This is a genomic window from Pseudomonas typographi, assembly GCF_014694385.1.
GTDB lineage: Bacteria > Pseudomonadota > Gammaproteobacteria > Pseudomonadales > Pseudomonadaceae > Aquipseudomonas > Aquipseudomonas typographi.
This window is the reverse complement of the sequence record NZ_JAAOCA010000024.1, coordinates 79,014-99,133: the sequence shown is the minus strand read 5'-3', so window position 1 is coordinate 99,133 and position 20,120 is coordinate 79,014. Positions and strand designations below refer to the sequence as shown.

18 protein-coding genes are annotated in these 20,120 nt (G+C 61.6%); all 18 read right to left on the bottom strand.

Translation table 11 applies throughout. The features are described 5' to 3' along the window. Positions 1–48 precede the first annotated feature (48 nt). The gene (nuoL, locus tag HAQ05_RS18785; RefSeq protein ID WP_190423307.1) at positions 49–1,902 is read right to left on the bottom strand and encodes an NADH-quinone oxidoreductase subunit L; all 1,854 of its coding nucleotides are present in this window, start codon (positions 1,900–1,902) and stop codon (positions 49–51) included. Beyond that, positions 1,899–2,207, bottom strand: a complete 309-nt coding sequence (gene nuoK, locus HAQ05_RS18780) for an NADH-quinone oxidoreductase subunit NuoK (protein ID WP_190423305.1) — start codon at positions 2,205–2,207, stop codon at positions 1,899–1,901. Before nuoK ends, nuoL begins: the two co-directional genes overlap by 4 nt. Positions 2,208–2,210: 3 nt before the next feature. Further along, entirely contained in the window at positions 2,211–2,711 is a 501-nt protein-coding gene (nuoJ, locus tag HAQ05_RS18775; protein ID WP_190423303.1) for an NADH-quinone oxidoreductase subunit J, read from the bottom strand. Positions 2,712–2,720: 9 nt separating this feature from the next. Further along, entirely contained in the window at positions 2,721–3,269 is a 549-nt protein-coding gene (gene nuoI / locus HAQ05_RS18770) for an NADH-quinone oxidoreductase subunit NuoI (protein ID WP_190423301.1), read from the bottom strand. An 11-nt stretch (positions 3,270–3,280) separates the two neighbouring features. Beyond that, positions 3,281–4,288: an NADH-quinone oxidoreductase subunit NuoH gene (gene nuoH / locus HAQ05_RS18765; protein WP_190423299.1), complete on the bottom strand. Its 1,008-nt coding sequence runs from the start codon at positions 4,286–4,288 to the stop codon at positions 3,281–3,283. Further along, positions 4,285–6,993 (bottom strand): NADH-quinone oxidoreductase subunit NuoG, encoded by a 2,709-nt coding sequence (nuoG, locus tag HAQ05_RS18760; RefSeq protein ID WP_190423297.1) that lies wholly within the window; start codon positions 6,991–6,993, stop codon positions 4,285–4,287. Before nuoG ends, nuoH begins: the two co-directional genes overlap by 4 nt. Before the next feature lie 123 nt (positions 6,994–7,116). Next, positions 7,117–8,481: an NADH-quinone oxidoreductase subunit NuoF gene (gene nuoF / locus HAQ05_RS18755; protein WP_190423295.1), complete on the bottom strand. Its 1,365-nt coding sequence runs from the start codon at positions 8,479–8,481 to the stop codon at positions 7,117–7,119. Beyond that, positions 8,478–8,975 (bottom strand): NADH-quinone oxidoreductase subunit NuoE, encoded by a 498-nt coding sequence (gene nuoE / locus HAQ05_RS18750; protein WP_190423293.1) that lies wholly within the window; start codon positions 8,973–8,975, stop codon positions 8,478–8,480. The genes nuoF and nuoE overlap by 4 nt, the downstream gene beginning before the upstream one ends. A gap of 2 nt (positions 8,976–8,977) precedes the next feature. Beyond that, positions 8,978–10,762: an NADH-quinone oxidoreductase subunit C/D gene (nuoC, locus tag HAQ05_RS18745; protein WP_190423291.1), complete on the bottom strand. Its 1,785-nt coding sequence runs from the start codon at positions 10,760–10,762 to the stop codon at positions 8,978–8,980. An 84-nt stretch (positions 10,763–10,846) separates the two neighbouring features. Then, entirely contained in the window at positions 10,847–11,521 is a 675-nt protein-coding gene (locus HAQ05_RS18740) for a NuoB/complex I 20 kDa subunit family protein (RefSeq protein ID WP_190423289.1), read from the bottom strand. Between the two features lie 10 nt (positions 11,522–11,531). Further along, positions 11,532–11,945 (bottom strand): NADH-quinone oxidoreductase subunit A, encoded by a 414-nt coding sequence (locus HAQ05_RS18735; protein WP_190423287.1) that lies wholly within the window; start codon positions 11,943–11,945, stop codon positions 11,532–11,534. A gap of 556 nt (positions 11,946–12,501) precedes the next feature. Further along, positions 12,502–13,827 (bottom strand): isocitrate lyase, encoded by a 1,326-nt coding sequence (aceA, locus tag HAQ05_RS18730; RefSeq protein WP_190423285.1) that lies wholly within the window; start codon positions 13,825–13,827, stop codon positions 12,502–12,504. Positions 13,828–14,294: 467 nt separating this feature from the next. Further along, on the bottom strand, positions 14,295–15,050 hold the full coding sequence (locus HAQ05_RS18725) for a secretin N-terminal domain-containing protein (protein WP_190423283.1): 756 nt from the start codon (positions 15,048–15,050) through the stop codon (positions 14,295–14,297). A gap of 87 nt (positions 15,051–15,137) precedes the next feature. Beyond that, entirely contained in the window at positions 15,138–15,560 is a 423-nt protein-coding gene (locus HAQ05_RS18720) for a GNAT family N-acetyltransferase (RefSeq protein WP_190423280.1), read from the bottom strand. Continuing rightward, positions 15,553–16,722 carry a ribosomal protein uL16 3-hydroxylase gene (locus tag HAQ05_RS18715; RefSeq protein WP_190423278.1) on the bottom strand — a complete coding sequence of 390 codons (1,170 nt, stop codon included), beginning with the start codon at positions 16,720–16,722 and terminating at the stop codon, positions 15,553–15,555. Before HAQ05_RS18715 ends, HAQ05_RS18720 begins: the two co-directional genes overlap by 8 nt. Before the next feature lie 77 nt (positions 16,723–16,799). Next, positions 16,800–18,170, bottom strand: a complete 1,371-nt coding sequence (gene purB / locus HAQ05_RS18710) for an adenylosuccinate lyase (protein ID WP_190423276.1) — start codon at positions 18,168–18,170, stop codon at positions 16,800–16,802. A gap of 125 nt (positions 18,171–18,295) precedes the next feature. Beyond that, positions 18,296–18,925, bottom strand: coding sequence for a high frequency lysogenization protein HflD (hflD, locus tag HAQ05_RS18705; protein ID WP_190423274.1), 630 nt, complete (start codon positions 18,923–18,925; stop codon positions 18,296–18,298). Continuing rightward, complete coding sequence (gene mnmA, locus HAQ05_RS18700) at positions 18,922–20,055, bottom strand: tRNA 2-thiouridine(34) synthase MnmA (RefSeq protein ID WP_190423272.1); 1,134 nt, start codon at positions 20,053–20,055, stop codon at positions 18,922–18,924. The genes hflD and mnmA overlap by 4 nt, the downstream gene beginning before the upstream one ends. Between the last annotated feature and the right edge of the window lie 65 nt (positions 20,056–20,120).

Genomic DNA, 20,120 nt, shown 5'->3' with positions numbered 1-20,120 from the left:
GACGGGGTCAATTCCTTTCGCAAAGTCGCAAAGTCGCAAGGTTCATGGTCACACCGCAGCCGCGACGACGGCGCCGATGACCAGCACGGCACCGAAGGCGATGGAAGCTGCGTACCAGCGCAACTGCCCGGTTTCGCTTCGGCTCAAGGCGGCATTGCCGCCTTTGGCCATGGCCGGGATCAGGCTGATGGTTTTGTCCACCGGGTCCTTGCGCAACAGGTGGCTGATCAGCAGGTAAGGTTTGACGAACAGCTTGTCGTACAGCCAATCGAAGCCCCAGGCGGCGAACCACCAGCGCGACAGCAACCGGCCAGGGCCACTGTTGGCCATTGCCGTGGCAACGCTGCGCCTGCCCAGGAACAACAGGGCGGCCAGCAGGATACCCGCCAGGGCGATAGCGCCGGAGGCGATTTCCAGGCTGTGCTGCGCGCCGCCGCCGGCATGGCCCACGCTCTCGGGCAATACCCCGGCCAACGGTGGGTGAATCCATGCGCCGATGAAGGTCGACAGCACGATCAGCGTGCCCAGTGGCAGCCAGTGGGCGATGCCATGCCCGGCATGGGCTTCGGTCTTGGCTTCACCGTGGAAGGCAATGAAGATCAAACGGAAGGTGTAGATCGACGTCATGAAGGCGCCCAGCAACCCGGCATACAGCAGGTAGGTGTGGCCGCTGGCGAAGGCTTCCCAGAGGATTTCATCCTTGGAGTAGAAGCCGGCCGTGATAATCGGCAGCGCCGACAGGGCCGCGCCACCGACGATGAAGCTTGCATAGGCTAGCGGTAGCTTTTTCCAAAGCCCACCCATCTTAAAGATGTTCTGTTCATGGTGGCAGGCGATGATCACCGCACCGGAGGCCAGGAACAGCAGCGCCTTGAAAAAGGCGTGGGTCATCAGGTGGAAGATCGCCCCCGACCAGGCGCCCACCCCCAGGGCCATGAACATGTAGCCGATCTGGCTCATGGTCGAGTAGGCCAGGATGCGCTTGATGTCGGTTTGCACCAACGCGGCGAAACCGGCCAGTACCAGCGTCACCGCGCCGATGATGCCAACCAGGTGCAGGATGCCCGGCGCCAGCTCGAACAGGCCATGGGTACGGGCGATCAGGTAAACGCCCGCGGTCACCATGGTGGCCGCGTGGATCAGCGCCGAGACAGGCGTGGGGCCGGCCATGGCGTCGGCCAGCCAGGTTTGCAGCGGCAGTTGCGCCGATTTACCTCCGGCGCCGCCCAGTAGCATCAGGGTCGCCAGCACGATCCAGAAGTCGTTGACCTGGAAGTGGCCTGGGGCCCGGGCCAGCAGCGCCTGGATGTTCAGTGTGCCCAGTTGGTAAAACAGAATGAACAGGCCGATGGCCATGAACACGTCACCAATGCGGGTCACGATGAACGCTTTCAATGCCGCGTTACCGTTTTTGCGTTCGCTGTAGTAGAAGCCGATCAACAGGTAACTGCACAGGCCTACGCCTTCCCAACCCAGGTACAGGAACAGCAGGTCGTCACCCAGCACCAGAAACAGCATGCTGGCGATGAACAGGTTGGTGTAGGAGAAGAACCGCGAATAGCCCGGGTCGCCGCGCATGTACCACGAGGCGAACAGATGGATCAGAAAGCCCACCCCGACCACCACACCCAGCATGGTCACGGCCAGGCCGTCCAGGTACAGGGTGAAGGTTGGGGTAAAGCCGTCGACGTCTATCCAGGTCCATAGGTGCTGGGTGAATGCGCCGCCCGCGGGCGGCGCCACGTTGAATTGCCAGATCACGTAAGCCGCGACGATGGCCGACAGCCCCAAGGCGCCGACGCCGATGGCCGCCGCGGTGTTTTCCGACCAGCGCCCGCGTGAAAACGACAGCAGCAGGAAACCGATCAGGGGAAAGACGAAAGTCAGGAATAGTAGGTTCATCCGTGCATCTCGCTGGCTGCATCGATATCGAGCGTATGGAAACGGCGATACAACTGGATCAAGATCGCCAGGCCAATACTGGCCTCCGCGGCTGCCAGGCTGATCACCAGGATGAACATGATCTGCCCATCCGGCTGGCCCCAGCGGCTACCGGCGACGATGAAGGCCAAGGCCGAGGCGTTCATCATGATTTCGAGGCTCATCAATATGAAGAGGATGTTCCGCCGTACGAGTAGCCCGACGAGGCCGAGCGTGAACAGCACGCCGGCGACGGCAAGGCCGTGTTCCAATGGAATGGCAGGCATGGCTTACTCCTTGGCCTCGTGGCGCCCGATGTGAAAAGCCGTGACCACGCCCGCGAGCAGCAGCATGGAGGCCAATTCCACCACCAGCAAGTAAGGCCCGAACAGGCTGATGCCCACGGCCTTGGCGTCGACGGTAGTGGTGCCGATGGCGGTGGCGCTGGGGTGGCCGAACAACACCACGCCCAATTCCAGCAACAGCAGTACACCCAGCAGCATGGGCCCGGCCCAGATGCCGGGCTTGAACCAGGCTTTTTCCTGCGCCGCCTGGGCAGGCCCCAGGTTAAGCATCATCACCACGAACACGAACAGCACCATGATGGCGCCAGCGTAGGCGATAACCTCCAGGATGCCGGCGAACGGCGCACCTAGGGCGAAAAACGTCATGGCAATGGCAATCAGCGAAATGATCAAGTACAGCAAAGCATGCACGGGGTTGGTGTTGGTGATCACCCGAAGGGTGGCCAGCACTGCAACACCGGATGCGAAGTAGAAAGCGAATTCCATCGTTCGTCCTTAAGGCAGCAGGCTCTTCACGTTGATCGGCTCGGCTTCGTTCTGCGCGGCGCCTTTCGGCTTGCCGGCCACGGCCATGCCCGCGACGCGATAGAAGTTATAGTCCGGGTTCTTGCCGGGGCCGGAGATCAGCAGGTCCTCTTTTTCGTAGACCAGCTCCTGGCGCTTGTACTCGGCCATTTCGAAATCCGGCGTGAGCTGGATCGCCGTGGTCGGGCACGCTTCCTCGCACAGGCCGCAGAAAATGCAACGCGAAAAATTGATGCGGAAGAATTCCGGGTACCAGCGGCCGTCTTCGGTTTCGGCCTTTTGCAATGAAATGCACCCCACCGGGCATGCCACGGCGCACAGGTTGCAGGCCACGCAACGCTCTTCACCGTCCGGGTCGCGGGTGAGCACGATGCGCCCGCGATAACGCGGTGGCAGGTACACGGCTTCTTCGGGGTATTGCAGGGTGTCGCGTTTGCGAAAACCATGGCCGAAAACCATTACCAAGCTGCGAAGCTGGGAGTAGGTGCCGCTCATGATGTCGCCGATGTATTTGAACATGGTGGGGATCCTCACTGAACCGCGCCGGCCGGGGCGTGCAAAAGCACGACCGCGGCGGTGACCAGTAGGTTTAACAGGGTCAGTGGCAGGCAGAACTTCCAGCCGAATTCCATCACTTGGTCATAGCGCGGGCGCGGGATCGAGGCGCGCAGCAGCACGAACAGCATGATGAAAAACGACGTTTTGAGTGCGAACCAAAGGAACGACAGCTGCGGCAGCAGGTTGAACGGGCCATGCCAGCCACCGAAAAATAAGGTGACCAACAGCGCCGACACCAGGATGATGCCAATGTATTCACCCACGAAGAACATGCCCCATTTCATGCCGGCGTATTCGATGTGGTAGCCGTCGGCCAACTCCTGCTCCGCTTCGGGTTGGTCGAAAGGGTGGCGGTGGGTCACCGCTACGCCGGCGATGAAGAACGTGCAGAAGCCGAAAAACTGCGGAATGATCAACCACAGGTTTTGTGCCTGGTATTCAACGATGTCGCGCATGTTGAACGAGCCCACCTGCACCACCACACCCATCAACGCCAGGCCCATGAACACTTCATAAGACACCGTTTGCGCCGAGGCGCGCAGGCTACCGAGCAGCGCGTACTTGTTATTGCTCGACCAGCCGGCGAACAGCACCGCATACACCGACAGGCCGGCCATGGCGAAGAAGAACAGCAACCCGATGTTCAGGTCTGCCACGCCCCAGGTGGCCGTGATAGGGATGACCGAGAAGGCGATCAGCAAGGCGCTCATGGCCACCACGGGGGCGAGGGTGAAGATCACCCGGTCGACGAAGGGTGGGTTCCAGTCTTCCTTGAAAAACATCTTCAGCATGTCGGCGGCAATCTGGAACATGCCGAACGGGCCCACGCGGTTCGGGCCGTAACGGTCTTGCCACCAACCGAGCAAGCGCCGTTCGATGAACGACAGCAGCGCACCGCCCACCACCACCGCGAGCAGCACCACGATGCACTTGAGCACTTGAATGATGACGTCGACCACTACTGGGGTTAGCCAACTCATTGTGCAGCCTCCTGAAGCCCATCCACCGTGAGGCCGCTGAATGCGGCCGGGATGCCAGCCAAGCCCTTGGGCAGCCCAACCAGGCCGGCGCCCAGTTCGTGGTTGATTATCAGTGGCAGGCGCAGGACCGTGCCGGCTATGTTCAGGCTCAGTATCGCACCGTCATTCACGCCCAGCCGGGCCGCCTCGGAGGCGGCCAGCGCCACATACGCCTGTGGAGTACGAGACTGCACCGGCGCGGCCTTGGAGGAGGTTTCCTCACTGCCAAACAGGTGGTAGAACGGCACGGCGTACCAGGTGCCCTGGGCCGGGGCGAAGGCGGGCGGCGCCTCGAACCAGGCCAGGTTGTCGCCGGCCGGCTCGATCAGGCGCACGCCCGGGTCACCTGCGCGCAGGCTACCGCCTACTTCGTCCTGAAACTTGTTCCAGGCCTGGGGCGAGTTCCACCCGGGCGACCAGGCGAATGGCACCTGCTGGCGCGGTTCGGCGGAGCCCGAGTAACCTTCCATGGAAAACGCAAAGGCTGAATCCGGGTCTTGCGAAGTGCGCGGCTCGTGCACGCTGATGTTGGCGCGCATGGCGGTACGGCCACTGTAGCGCAGCGGTTCGCGGGCCAGCTTCATACCCTTGATACGGAACCCGGCAGACGGCGCCGCATCAACGATACGCGCCAACGATTTGCTGGCATTGGCACACGCCAGGGTCACATGGTCGAGCAGGGTCCAATCTACCGCCTTGCCCAGCAGGGTCGCACGCAGCGCGTGCAGCCAACGCCAGCCCTCGTGAATGAGGTTGCTGGCATCGAGGTAGGCTGGGTCATATACCTGGAAGAAACGTTGGGCACGGCCCTCCTGGCTGACCAGCGTACCGTCGCCTTCGGCGAAGCTAGCAGCCGGCAGCACGAGGTTGGCGCGTTCGGCGGTGGCGGTCATTTGGTGGTCGGCCACAACCAGCACCTTGGCCGCGGCCAAGGCGGCGTCGACCTTAGCGGCATCGACGCGGGTGTACAGGTCGTTTTCCAGCACTACGATCGCATCGGCGTGGCCATCGATCACTTGCTGCAGCGCGGCATCGAGCGAATCGCCACCAAGCAGGGCCAGGCCCAGGCTGTTGGCTTCCGGCACCACCAGGCTCAACGAACCGGCCTTTTCACGGGCGGCGAGGGCCTTGGCAACGTTAGCGGCAGCCTGGATCAACGCCTCGCTACCCAGTGACGTACCTGACACCACCAACGGCCGCTTGGCCGCCAGCAGCGCATCGGCAATGGCTTGGGCGAACGCTTGTGCCTCGGCATCCAGGCCGGCGACGGCCGGAGCGCTGGGGTCGATGGCGTGGGCCACGGCAAAGCCGATACGGGCCAGGTCCGCCGGGGCAGCGTGCACGCATTGCTCGGCAATGTCGTCGAGCCGGGTATCGGCCAGGCTGGCGATGAACAGCGGGTTCATTTCGTGCTGGCCAATGTTTTTCACCGCGGCGTCCAGCCATGGCTGCACCCGCATGGCTTGTGCCATGCCCTCGGCCTTGCCCTTGACCAACTGGCGCAGGGCCAGGGCCAGGCGCGCAGCGGTTTGGGTGAGGTCTTCACCCAGCACGAATACCGCGTCGTGGTCTTCGACCTCGCGCAGGCTGGGGATCGGCAACGGGCTGTTTTGCAGCACGCTCAGCGCCAGGCGAATGCGCGAAAGTTCACCCGCTTCGATGCCGCTGTAGAAATACCCGGCGCCGACCAACTCACGCAGGGCGTAGTTGCTTTCGAGGCTCGCCCGCGGCGAGCCGATGCCGATGAGGGTGCGCCCACGCAACAGCTCGGCGGCCTTGTCGAGGCTCTCGTCGAGCGTGAGTGTATGTTGGCCCAGCAAGGGTTGGCGTGGGCGGTCCTTGCGGTTGACGTACCCGTAGCCGAAGCGCCCGCGGTCACACAAAAAGTAGTGGTTAACCGCACCGTTGTAGCGGTTTTCGATACGGCGCAGTTCGCCATAGCGCTCACCGGGGCTGATGTTGCAGCCACTGGAGCAGCCGTGGCAGATGCTCGGGGCGAATTGCATGTCCCACTTACGGTTGTACCGCTCGGAGTGGGTTTTGTCGGTGAAAACGCCAGTGGGGCACACTTCTGTGAGGTTGCCGGAGAACTCGCTTTCCAGCACCCCGTCTTCGACCCGGCCGAAATACACGTTGTCGTGGGCACCGTATACGCCCAGGTCGGTGCCGCCGGCGTAGTCCTTGTAAAAGCGCACGCAGCGGTAGCAGGCGATGCAGCGGTTCATCTCATGGGCGATGAACGGGCCCAGGTCTTGGTTCTGATGGGTGCGCTTGGTGAAGCGGTAACGGCGCTCGTTATGGCCCACCATCACGGTCATGTCTTGTAGGTGGCAATGTCCGCCTTCTTCGCAGACCGGGCAGTCGTGAGGGTGGTTGGTCATCAGCCATTCGACGACACTGCTGCGAAACTGCTTGGCTTCCTCGTCGTCGATGCTGATCCAGGTGTTGTCGGTGGCGGGGGTCATGCAAGACATCACCAGCCGCCCGCGTTTGTCGTTTTCGTCGCTGTACTGCTTCACCGCGCACTGGCGGCAGGCCCCCACGCTACCAAGCGCGGGGTGCCAGCAGAAGTAGGGGATGTCGAGGCCCAGGGACAGACAAGCCTGTAGTAGGTTGTCGGCTCCATCGACTTCGAGCGCTTTGCCGTCTACGTGGATAGTGGCCATGGTTCAAAGTTCTTCGTTGGCCCGCGTAAGCGGGCGAGGCTAATGGAAATCTTGTCATCCGCCTGGCGCAATCGGCGTCTTCAGGCGTGGGTAGCGGCTCGCGCCGCCGACCTGTGGTTGCTGTCAGGCGCCGGCCGGTATCGGTTGCGGCTGGCCAAGCCCTGGCACCGGCGCGGCGCTGGTAGGCGCGACGCCGGCTTCGAATTCCTCGCGAAAATACTTGATCGCACTGCCCAGCGGCTCCACGGCCCCAGGGGCATGGGCGCAGAAGGTTTTGCCGGGGCCGAGGAAGTTCACCAGCCCCAGCAAGGTGTCGATGTCTTCCCGGGTGCCCTGGCGCTTTTCCAGCGAATGTAGAAGTTTCACGCTCCACGGCAGGCCATCGCGGCAAGGGGTGCACCAGCCGCAGGACTCCCGGGCGAAGAATTCTTCCAGGTTGCGCAGCAGAGAAACCATGTTCACCGTGTGGTCGACGGCCATTGCCAGGCCTGTGCCCATCCGGGTGCCGACCTTGCCGATACCGCCGGCGTACATTTGCGCGTCCAGGTGTTCAGGTAGCAAAAACCCGGTACCGGCACCGCCAGGCTGCCAGCACTTGAGGGTGTAACCGTCGCGCATACCACCGGCGTAGTCTTCGAACAGTTCGCGGGCGGTCACGCCGAAGGGCAGCTCCCACAAGCCGGGGTTCTTCACCTTGCCGGAGAACCCCATCAGCTTGGTGCCGTGGTCGTCGCTGCCCTCGCGGGCCAGGCCCTTGTACCAATCGTTGCCGTTGAGCACGATGGCCGGCACGTTGCACAAGGTTTCGACGTTGTTCACGCAGGTAGGCTTGCCCCATACGCCCACCGCGGCCGGAAACGGCGGCTTGGACCGCGGGTTGGCGCGGCGGCCTTCGAGGGAGTTGATCAAGGCGGTTTCTTCACCGCAAATGTAACGCCCGGCCCCAGTGTGCACGAACAGCTCGAAATCAAAACCGCTGCCGAGGATGTTCTTGCCCAGCAGGCCGGCGGCCTTGGCTTCGTCGATCGCCCGGCTGAGGTGGCGGGCTGCCGTGACGTACTCGCCGCGCAGGAAGATGTAGCCACGGTAGGCCTTCAGTGCCCGCGCGCTGATCAACATGCCTTCGATCAGCAGGTGGGGTAACTGCTCCATGAGCAGGCGGTCCTTCCAGGTATTGGGCTCCATTTCATCGGCGTTGCACAGCAGGTAGCGGATGTTGAGCGATTCATCCTTGGGCATCAGGCCCCACTTCACCCCGGTGGGGAAGCCCGCACCGCCACGGCCCTTGAGCCCGGAGTCTTTTACCGACTGCACGAGGTCGTCGGGGGCGAAGTCCGCCAGTGCTTTGCGCGCGGCGGTATAACCGTTCTTGCTTTGGTATTCCTCAAGCCATACCGGCTCTGCGTCATCACGCAGGCGCCAGGTCAGCGGGTGGGTTTCCGGTGCGCGGGCGATGCGGTTGGCGGGCCCGAAAGAGGTAAGGGTCATACGTAGCCCTCCAGCAGTTGGGCGACGCCGTCCGGCTGCACGTCACCGAAGGTATCGTCGTCGATCATCAGTGCCGGCGCCTTGTCGCAATTACCCAGGCAGCACACCGGCAGCAGCGTGAAGCGGCCGTCTTCAGTGGTCTGGCCCAGGCCAATGCCCAGTTCGGCCTGGATCTTGGCCACCACCGATTCATGGCCGCCGATGTAGCAGACCATGCTGTCGCATACGCGGATGATGTGCCGACCCACCGGCTGGCGGAAGATCTGGCTGTAGAAGGTGGCCACGCCCTCGATGTCGCTGGCCGGAATACCCAGTACCTCGCCGATGGCGTAGACAGCGCCGTCGGGCACCCAACCCCGTTCTTTCTGGACGATTTTCAACGCTTCGATCGACGCCGCGCGGGGGTCTTCGTAGTGGTGCATTTCGTGCTCGATGGCCGAGCGCTCGGTTTCGCTCAGGGCGAAACGGTCAGTTTGGATCAGCGTGCTGTTCATGCTCAACGGTCCACATCGGCCATGACGAAATCGATACTGCCCAGGTACGCGATCAGGTCGGCGACCATGCTGCCGCGGATCACCGAGGGGATCTGCTGCAAGTGCGGATAACTGGGGGTACGGATACGGGTACGGTAGCTCATGGTGCCGCCGTCGCTCGTCAGGTAATAGCTATTGATGCCCTTGGTCGCCTCAATCATCTGGAAGGCTTCGTTGGCCGGCATGACCGGGCCCCAGGAAACCTGCAGAAAGTGGGTGATCAGGGTTTCGATGTGCTGCAGGGTGCGCTCCTTAGGCGGCGGCGTGGTCAGCGGGTGGTCCGCCTTGTACGGGCCTTCGGGCATGTTGCGCAGGCACTGGTCGATGATGCGGATACTTTGGCGCATCTCCTCGACGCGCACGATGCAGCGGTCATAGGCATCGCCGTTATGAGCCAGCGGGACCTCGAAGTCGAAGTTCTCATAGCCCGAATACGGGCGCGCCTTGCGCAGGTCGAAGTCGCAACCGGTACAGCGCAGGCCCGCGCCGGTGGTGCCCCAACTGAGCGCCTCGGCGGTGTTGTACTGGGCTACGCCGACGGTGCGGGCGCGCAGGATGCTGTTCTGCAAGGCGGCTTTGACGTATTCGTCCAGGCGTTTGGGCAACCACTCAACGAAGTCCTTGACCAGCTTGTCCCAACCGCGCGGCAGATCATGGGCCACGCCACCGATGCGGTACCAGGCCGGGTGCATGCGAAAGCCGGTGATCGCCTCGATCACCGTGTAAGCGCGCTGGCGGTCGGTGAAGGTGAAGAACACCGGGGTCATGGCGCCCACGTCCTGGATATAGGTCCCCAGGAACAGCAGGTGGCTGGTGATGCGGAAGAATTCGGCGAGCATCACGCGGATGGTGTCGACCTTCTGCGGCACTTTGATGCCCGCCAGCTTCTCGACCGCCAGCACATACGGCAGGTTGTTCATCACCCCGCCCAAGTAGTCGATACGGTCGGTGTACGGGATGAAGCTGTGCCAGGATTGGCGCTCGGCCATTTTTTCGGCACCGCGATGGTGGTAGCCGATGTCGGGTACGCAATCGACGATCTCTTCGCCATCGAGTTGCAAGATGATGCGAAAAGCGCCGTGGGCCGAGGGGTGGTTGGGGCCGAGGTTGAGGAACATGTAATCCTCGTTCGCCCCGGAGCGCTTCATGCCCCAGGCTTCGGGCTTGAAGCGCGCTGCTTCTTCTTCCAATTCCTGCTTGGCCAGGGTGAGGCTGTAGGGGTCGAACTCGGTAGCACGCGCCGGGTAATCCTTGCGCATCGGGTGGCCTTGCCAGGTCGGCGGCATAAGAATACGCGTCAGGTGCGGGTGGCCCTCGAAGGTAATGCCGAGCATGTCCCAGACTTCACGTTCGTACCAGTTCGCATTCGGCCAGATCGAGGTGGCGGTGGGCAGGTTGAGGTCGCCCTCGGCCAGGGCCACCTTGATCATCACGTCACTGTTACGCTCCACCGAGAGCAGGTGGTAGAACACGGTGAAGTCGGCATTGGGCAGGCCCCGGCGCTGTGTGCGCAAACGCTCATCGATACCGTGGAGGTCGTAGAGCATCGAATAGGGCTTGGGCAGGTTGCGCAAGAAGCTCAATACGTCTTTGAGCTGCTGGCGTGCGACCCACAATACCGGCATACCGGTGCGGGTTTGCTGGGCGGTAAAGGCATCAGGGCCGAAACGGTTGTTCAATTCGACGACCACATCCTGGTCGTCTGCCTTGTAGGGCGGGATATACAGAGCGGTGTCCGCTGTTGTCATGATCTCGGTCGCTTTCGGTCAACGTCAAAGAATGAAACCCGTTCGCCAGGCGCCACTGAATCAGCGGCGCCCTATATCGACGGCTCAGACTTCGTCGGGGCTGCGCAGGTTGGTGACCGCGATGCGTTGCTCGCGGCGCTGTTCCCGTTGCGAGGGCATGTCGGCACGGTAGATGCCTTGGTCGCCCACGACCCAGGACAGCGGGCGGCGCTCCTGCCCGATGGATTCCTGCAGCAGCATCAGGCCTTGCAGGAACGCTTCGGGGCGAGGAGGGCAGCCAGGCACGTACACGTCCACAGGCAGGAACTTGTCCACGCCTTGCACGACCGAGTAAATATCGTACATGCCACCAGAGTTAGCGCACGAGCCCATGGAAATGACCCATTTAGGTTCGAGCATCTGTTCGTACAGGCGCTGGACGATCGGCGCCATCTTGATGAAGCAGGTGCCGGCCACGACCATGAAGTCGGCCTGGCGTGGCGAAGCGCGGATCACTTCGGCACCGAAGCGGGCGACGTCATGGGGCGCCGTGAAGGCCGTGGTCATTTCCACGTAGCAGCACGAAAGGCCAAAGTTATAGGGCCATAACGAGTTCTTGCGCCCCCAGTTGACCGCGCCACTGAGCACGTCGGAGAGTTTCCCCATGAAGACGTTCTTGTGAACCTGGTCTTCCAGTGGGTCGGTTACGGTTTCCCGTTGGCCGACAGGATATTGCTCGTTCGGAGCGTCCGGATCGATGCGCGTAAGGTTGTATTGCATTGCCAAAGCCTCATTGTTTTAGCTTCGCCTGCCGCTTGCGACGACCTTCAGGTGCCCAATCGAGCGCACCCACTCGCCAAAGGTAGACAAGACCTGCCAACAGAATTGCTATGAATATGAAAGCTTCAGCGAAGCCGGCCCAACCGCTCTCACGGACCGAAACGGACCAGGCGAAGAGGAACAGGGCTTCGATATCGAAGATCACGAAAAGCATCGCGACCAGATAAAATTTGGCGGACAAGCGCAGGCGAGCAGTGCCCACCGGCAACATACCGGATTCGAACGGTTCGTTTTTGGCACGGCCCCACGCTTTGCTACCCAGCAGGCTCGACAAGCCGAGCATGAACGCACACAGGCCGGCGACACCCAGGAGGAAAATGGCAAAGCCCCAATTGTGGGCCAGGAATCCTGCTGAATGGGTCATGCTTTAATCCTTAACAGAGCGGGCAGTGGAAGCTGGTGAACCCTGTGGTTGTGTAAATGTGCCGCAGTGACGTTATGTCGCAGCTGAAACGATCCGCGAGATTTTATGGGCAAAGCCACGGTAAGTAAATTTGCATAACCAAATTAATTTCCCGCATCGGCCACATAGGGCACTGCTATAACCTCCGCAGGCCGGCCGCTTCAGCCATTATCGCTATTTCGTTCAACTATGTTTCTCCGTGACAGCAACGAAACTCATCGCTTTTTAAATGATAACTAGTAGCATCTGCATTTGATTGTTGTTTGCTGGCGATGCCCATCGTTTCAAATATAGACCGTCCAGGGTTTTACGCGATCCTTCTTTTGTGGGTATGGACCTGGATCAAAGCCGATTGGAATAATTCAGCGCCCAGCCGAGGGCGGCGAAGCCGTGCGGGCAACAGGGCGCAACCAGCGCACCTGGCGTTTAGGCAGGGGCACGGCCGCCGAAACAGGCCCACAATAAAAAGCCGCAACCCAGGCGCACACTGGCTTGCGGCGTAAGGGTGCGGCGCTTGTCAGTGAAACTGCGCTTCTTCGGTCGAGCCGGTCAGGGCCGTGACCGATGACGCACCGCCCTGGATGACGGTGGTCATGTCGTCGAAGTAGCCGGTGCCGACTTCTTGCTGGTGGGCCACAAAGGTGTAGCCTCGGTTCGCATCGGCAAACTCTTGTTCTTGCAGCTTCACGTAAGCGGTCATGTCGTTGCGTGCATAGTCGTATGCCAGATTGAACATGCCATGCCACATGTTGTGGATCCCGGCCAGGGTGATGAACTGGTGCTTGTAGCCCATTGCCGACAGTTCGAGCTGGAACTTGGCGATGGTCGCGTCGTCGAGGTTTTTCTTCCAATTGAATGAAGGCGAACAGTTATAGGAAAGAATCTGATCCGGATATTGCTTTTTGATCGCCTCGGCGAAGCGGCGGGCTTCGGCCAAATCAGGCTTGGCGGTTTCGCACCAGACCATGTCCGCATACGGCGCATAGGCCAGGCCTCGGGCGATGGCTTGGTCAAGCCCTGCGCGGACACGATAAAAGCCTTCGGCGGTGCGCTCACCCGTTACGAAAGGCTGGTCGTAAGGGTCGCAGTCGGAGGTCAGCAAGTCTGCCGCGTTGGCGTCGGTACGTGCCAGGATGATGGTTGGCACGCCGGCGACGTCCGCGGCCAAGCGCGCAGCCACCAGCTTTTGTATGGCCTCCTGGGTGGGTACCAACACCTTGCCGCCCATGTGCCCGCATTTTTTTACTGACGCCAATTGGTCTTCGAAATGCACGCCGGCGGCGCCAGCTTCAATCATTGCCCGCATCAGCTCATAGGCGTTGAGCACACCACCGAAACCGGCTTCGGCATCGGCCACGATGGGCGCGAAGTAATCGGTATAGCCGGCATCGCCGGGGTTCTTGCCCGCTTTCCACTGGATCTGGTCGGCACGGCGAAACGCATTGTTGATCCGCTTGACCACGGCAGGTACCGAGTCAACCGGGTATAACGACTGGTCCGGGTACATTGACTCGGCCGAGTTGTTGTCTGCCGCCACCTGCCAACCCGAGAGGTAAATGGCCTGGATGCCGGCCTTGACCTGTTGCACAGCTTGGCCGCCGGTCAGCGCCCCCATGCAGTTGACGAAGTCTTTTTCAGGGCGAAAAGAAGGTTTGGCGCCTTCGGTCACCAGCTTCCAGAGTTTTTCCGCACCCAGGCGGGCAAGGGTGTGCTCAGGCTGCACCGAGCCCCTTAGGCGTACGACATCGGTCGCCGTATAGGTACGGCTGACGCCTTTCCAGCGGGGGTTCTCTGCCCAGTCTTGTTCCAGGGCCACTATGTGTTGTTCGCGTGTCAGTGCCATTGGGTAAACCTCGTCGCAGGGGGCTTTAAGTTGATCCTGGCTCTGCTGGGGGCGCGGTGAGGTAAACAGGCGCGAAGGCCTGAGCGCAAATGCGAACGAAGGGCTCAGGGCATGCCGCTTTGCGGCCTGGGTAGTGGTCGCTCCAAAAAATGTAGTATTTTTGGAAGGGCACTCCAAAATCGCCCGCCCGGGGCCTACAACCATTCGAAAGTTGCAATGCTCGGCACCACATCACCCCTGTCGCCTACGTGTTGCACCGCCTTGTAGGCGGTACAACCGCAGTATCACTCATTCGGGGTGATGAAGAGTGTACCTGAAGCCCTTACCGGGCCCCTGATCAGCGGGAGCGAGGCCATCATGCCTAGCGATAAAGGCGCCGTCAAACATTTCGTAGTGTAAAAATAAAGTCACTACATAATCGAGCCGGTGTGACTCGTTGGTCGGTTCAGGGCTTGTGAATCGTGGGTTTACTGCAGTGCGTCTACCTTGACCCTGAGCGTCATATCCGTGCGGCCTTCAGTGGAGTACCGCTTGGCCAAGGTGTTCTGGTCAGCCTGGCTGTTTTCGTTCACGCCGGCCAAGGTAATCCACTCACCCAGGTGGCCCGTTACCTGGGTGGCCGTGCTTTGCACGTTGATCACGTCTGGGCGCTGCTGGCTGACGCGGTCATCATTGCTACTGATGGCCAGGTGCACTTGATCACTGGTGACGCTGGCCGTCACGTAGAACCCCCGGGTTGCATTGCGATACTGGGTATCGCTTTGCCACGCCCCATAGCCGTCGCTGCGGGTGGAGGTTACCGGCACGCTCTGGCCTACCTGGATCAACGCTGGCGTGCCTTCGGTGGTTTGCACCTGCTGTACGCCGCCGCTGCGGTTGGCAGTGCCATAGCGGATGATACGGCCCTGCTCGCCATTGTTGAGCGTGTAGCCGCTGGCATCGCTGTGGTTGCTGTCGCGGGTATCGACGCTGATCAGCAGGCGCCGGGCCGGGCGGTCGATGCGTTCGAGCAGTGCGGTGAGTTCGTCGATCTTGCTGGGCTCTGCCGATACCACCAGTTGATTCCCATACGCTTGGACATCGCCGTCGCGCCCCAAAAACGACTGGGCGATGGGTAACAGCTCGGCACTGGTGCGGTAATGCAGGGCGAGCACTTGGGTAGCGGCCTGGGCCAGGCTGCACCAGGCCATGGTAAGGGCAGCGAGCAAAAGGCGTGGCGGCATCGCATGGGGGCTCCGCGGTGGGGCCATGGCGCACGGCCCCTTCTGTCCCCAGTATGGCTTATGCCGCTTGCCGCGGGTACGTTGCTGTCAACTGCGGCGCAGCATATCGACATGGGCAATGCCGGCCTCGAGGAACTCCTCGCTGACCACTTCAAAGCCCTGGCGCTCATAGAACGCGCTGGCATGTACTTGCGCGGTCAACTTTTGCTCATGCAAGCCTTGCCGGTCGGCCTGGGCGAGGGCGGCCTGCAATAGCGCGTGGCCGATGTTCAGCCCGCGCCAGTCTTTCAGCACCGCCACCCGGCCAATATGGCCGTCAGGGGTGAGGCGGGCGGTGCCCACGGCGAACTCGCCTTCGCAAGCCAAAAAGTGCACGGCGGTGTCGTCTTCGCCGTCCCATTCCTGCTCGGGCGGTACCGCTTGTTCAGTGACGAACACCGCCTGGCGAATGCGGTGGATATCGTTGTAGTCGCGGTGCCAATCCGCTACTCGTACACTGATCTCATTCATCGACGGCAAACCCCAGGCTGCCTTGTTCTACCAATTGGCACAGCAGCATCAGCGCTTCTTCATCTTCCAGCCATTCCCCCAGGTTGTCGCTGTGCAGGGCATCGGCGCTGCAGACTTGTTTAAGCAGTTCACGCAGGCGTGGTTCGAGCAAGCGGCTTTGGCCGCTGGCGAACAGCGTCACGTAGCCGTCCATTTCGGCCCAGGCCAGGCGCGCGCTAGGGTTGCGGACCAGTAGGGCGCCTTCGGCAAGGTGCTGGCGCAGCTCGCTCGGCGGCAGGGCATCGCCGTTCACCCGCTCTGGATACCGTGGTTCAGTCATGAACTGGCCGAACCACGTTAGCAGCAGGTGATCATCGTTCATGTGCTTGTTAACCAGCGCCTTGAGCCGGGCCAATGCGTCGTGTTGCAGTTGCGTTGGGTCCGCCGCAGGGGTGGTATCGGCGTCGCTGTAACGCTCTTCATCGGGGATGAACTGCCCGAGAAAATCAGTAAAGTGGGTCAGCACTTCCGTCGCACTGGGTGCGCGAAAGCCCACACTGTAGGTCATGCATTCGTCATCAGCGGTGCCGAAGTGGGCCAGGCGAGGCGGTAAATAGAGCATGTCGCCCGGCTCCAGGGTAAAGCTTTGGCTTTCGTCGAAATCGGCCAAGATGCGCAGGTCGGTGTGCTCGAGCAGCGGGCTGTCACCGGTGCACATTTGCCCCAGCCTCCAGGTGCGGTGGCCATGGCCTTGCAACAGGAATACATCATAATTGTCGAAATGCGGGCCAACGCCCCCGCCCGGTGCGGCGTAGCTGACCATCACGTCGTCGATGCGCCAGGTGGGCAGAAAGCGGAAATGATCGAGCAGGCTGTTCACTTCGGGCACGAATTGGTCCACCGCTTGTACCAACAGGGTCCAGTCGCGCTCGGGCAGGGTGCTGAAGGTGTCTTCGGCAAAGGGCCCGCGGCGCAGTTCCCAGGGTTGGGCGCCATGCTCGAGCACGATGCGCGACTCGATTTCGTCCTCCAGTGCCAAACCGGCCAGTTCATCGGGTTCAAGTGGGTTTTGGAAAGCAGGGAAGGCCTGGCGAATCAATAGCGGTTTTTTTTGCCAGTAGTCACGTAAGAACTGCCGCGCGGTCAGGCCGCCGAGAAGTTCAAGAGAAGTATCGTTATTCATACATAACCCACTGTTAAATAATGCAATGCGCAAAGAAAAACGCCCGGCCTAGGCCGGGCGTCTCAGGCGGTCACGGTTCAGATGCGCTTGGCCTGCGCGGCGGCGTTGCCAATATAGTTGGCCGGTGTGAGCTGATGCAGTTCGGCTTTCGCGGCGTCGGGAATGGCCAAGGCGTCGATGAAGGTTTTGAGTACATCGGCGCTGATGCCTTTGCCGCGGGTCAGCTCCTTGAGCTTCTCATACGGGTTCTCGACGTTGTATCGGCGCATCACCGTCTGGATCGGTTCAGCCAGGACTTCCCAGCAAGCATCGAGGTCGGCCGCCAGGCGGGCGCTGTTGATTTCCAGCTTGCCGATACCCTTGAGGCTGGCCTCGTAGGCGATCACGCTATGGGCGAAGCCTACGCCGAGGTTGCGCAGCACAGTAGAGTCGGTGAGGTCGCGCTGCCAGCGTGAGATCGGCAGCTTGCGGGCCAGGTGCTGGAACAGTGCATTGGCCAGCCCCAGGTTGCCTTCGGAGTTTTCGAAGTCGATCGGGTTGACCTTGTGCGGCATGGTCGACGAACCGATCTCGCCGGCCACGGTGCGCTGCTTGAAGTAACCCAGGGAGATATAGCCCCATACGTCCCGGTCGAAGTCGATCAAGATGGTGTTGAAGCGGGTGATCGCGTCGAACAGTTCGGCGATGTAATCGTGTGGCTCGATCTGCGTAGTATAGGGGTTGAACACCAGCCCCAGCCCCTCTTCGATGAAGGCGCGGGCGTTGGCTTCCCAATCCACTTGCGGGTAGGCCGCCAGGTGAGCGTTGTAGTTACCCACGGCGCCGTTGATCTTGCCCAGCAGCGGTACGGCAGCAACCTGGTCGATTTGCCGGCGCAGGCGGTAGGCGACGTTGGCCAACTCCTTGCCCAGGGTGGTGGGCGAGGCCGGCTGGCCATGGGTACGCGACAGCATGGGCACTTCGGCGAAGCGAATGGCCAACTCGCGGATGGCGTCGGCGATTTGGCGCATCAGGGGCAGCAGCACGCTGTCGCGACCCTCGCGCAGCATCAGCGCGTGGGACAGGTTGTTGATGTCTTCGCTGGTGCAGGCAAAGTGGATGAATTCGCTGACCTTGGCCAGTTCCGGCAATTTGGCGGCCTGCTCCTTGAGCAGGTATTCGATTGCCTTCACGTCGTGGTTGGTGGTGCGCTCGATCTCCTTGACCCGCTCGGCATGCTCGAGGGAGAAGTCAGTGGCCAGTTCATCGAGCAGGGCATTGGCAGCGGCGCTGAGCGGGGCGACTTCGGCGACTTGCGGATGCGCGGCCAGGCGTTGCAGCCAGCGCACTTCGACCAGGGCGCGAAAACGAATCAGGCCATATTCGCTGAAGATGGCGCGCAAGGCCTGGGTCTTGCCGGCATAGCGGCCGTCTACAGGGGAAACCGCAGTGAGCGAAGAAAGCTGCATGGGGGTTCTCGGACAGTCGGGCTACAAAAAGGGCGCATAGCATACACGAATTAGATCGACAAATGCATGCAAGGGGCCAAGCTTCACGCAAGGGGCAACGCGGCCCAACGGGGTGCGCGTGGCGGTCAACCATTACCCCCAAGCATCGGATACAACGCCCGCAGCAGCTTGCGCCGGCTGAACAACAATTGCCAGCGGTTGCCACCTAACTGGCGCCACAACCGGGCGCAGCGGATACCGGCCAGCAGCAGCGCGCGGATTTTCGAGGCGTTGCTCGGCTGTTGCAGGTGGCGCATGTCCCCGTGTACCTGGATGCGCTGGCGCAAGGTGCTAAGGGTGTCTTGGTACAGGGCGCCACTGGCGGCGATGACGTTTTCGTGGGCCGGGCCAAAGTGCTCCACTTGCGACTGCAACTGCGGTAGGCGCCGGCCAATCAGTTCGAGCATGTCGCCCCGTTTAGCCAACTGGCGCTCCAAGCCCAACATCGATAGGGCATAGCGCAACGGTTCACGTTGCAGCGCCGCGGGGTCGCGCTCCAGTGCACCGGCCAGGGCGCCGTAGCCCTCACGCAAGTGCAGGTCGCTGCCGCCGAACACGTCGAGGGTGTCCCGTGGGTCGCGCACCAATAAGCTGCCGAGCATGCACGCCAGTTCCGCTTCGCTGACCTGGCCGGTCTTGGCGATGCGGTCGACCAGTACCGCCGCCTCGAACACCGCCCCCAGTGCCGTCAGTTGTTCGTGCAAGGTACCGCTCATGCCGCTGTATCCTTGTTCCGGTAAAAAGCCTCGGCGTATTCGATCACGCCGCCACCTAGGCAAACCTCGCCGTCGTAGAACACCACCGACTGTCCCGGGGTGACCGCGCGCTGCGGGGTATCAAATACCGCGCGATAGCCCTGTTCGCTGCGTTCCAGCGTGCAGCTTTGGTCAGCCTGGCGGTAGCGCACCTTGGCGGTAAGCCGGCGCGGTGCGCTGATCTCGACCGGGTTCACCCAATACAGCTCGGTGGCGTGCAGCGCGCCGGAAAACAACATCGGGTGCTCATTGCCCTGGCCCACCACCAGTACGTTGCGCGCCAAGTCTTTGGCCAACACGTACCAGGGGTCGTCACTGGCGTCTTTCAGGCCGCCGATGCCCAGGCCCTGGCGCTGGCCAATGGTGTGATACATCAGGCCATGGTGTTGGCCGATCACGTCGCCCGTGGTGGTGTGGATCTCGCCAGGCTGGGCCGGCAGGTATTGCTTGAGGAAGTCGCTGAAGCGGCGCTCACCGATAAAGCAGATGCCGGTGGAGTCTTTTTTCTTGGCCGTGGCCAGGCCGTGGCGTTCGGCAATGGCGCGTACCTGGGGTTTTTCCAGTTCGCCGACCGGGAACAAACTGCGGGCGATTTGCGCGCCGCCCACGGCGTGCAGGAAATAGCTCTGGTCTTTGTTCGGGTCTAACCCCTTGAGCAACTGCGCCGTGCCGTCGCAGTCACGGCGGCGCACGTAATGGCCGGTGGCGATCAGATCTGCGCCCAGGCCCAAGGCATAGTCCAGGAAGGCTTTGAACTTGATTTCACGGTTGCACAGGATATCCGGGTTCGGTGTGCGCCCGGCCTTGTACTCGGCCAAAAAATGCTCGAATACGTTATCCCAATACTCGGCGGCGAAATTGGCGGTATGCAAACGGATCCCGAGGCGGTCGCAAACGGCCTGGGCGTCGGCAAGGTCTTCGCGGGCGGTGCAGTATTCCGTGCCGTCGTCTTCCTCCCAGTTTTTCATGAACAGGCCTTCGACCTGATACCCCTGTTCGAGCAGTAACAGGGCAGACACGGAGGAGTCGACGCCGCCGGACATGCCGACGATCACGCGCGTGTTGTTCGAGGCGGGCTGGGAAACGGGCATAGGGCTAGCGCAGGTATCGAATGAAAAGAGGCGGATTCTAACAGGTCGGCGGCGCGGCGCAAAAA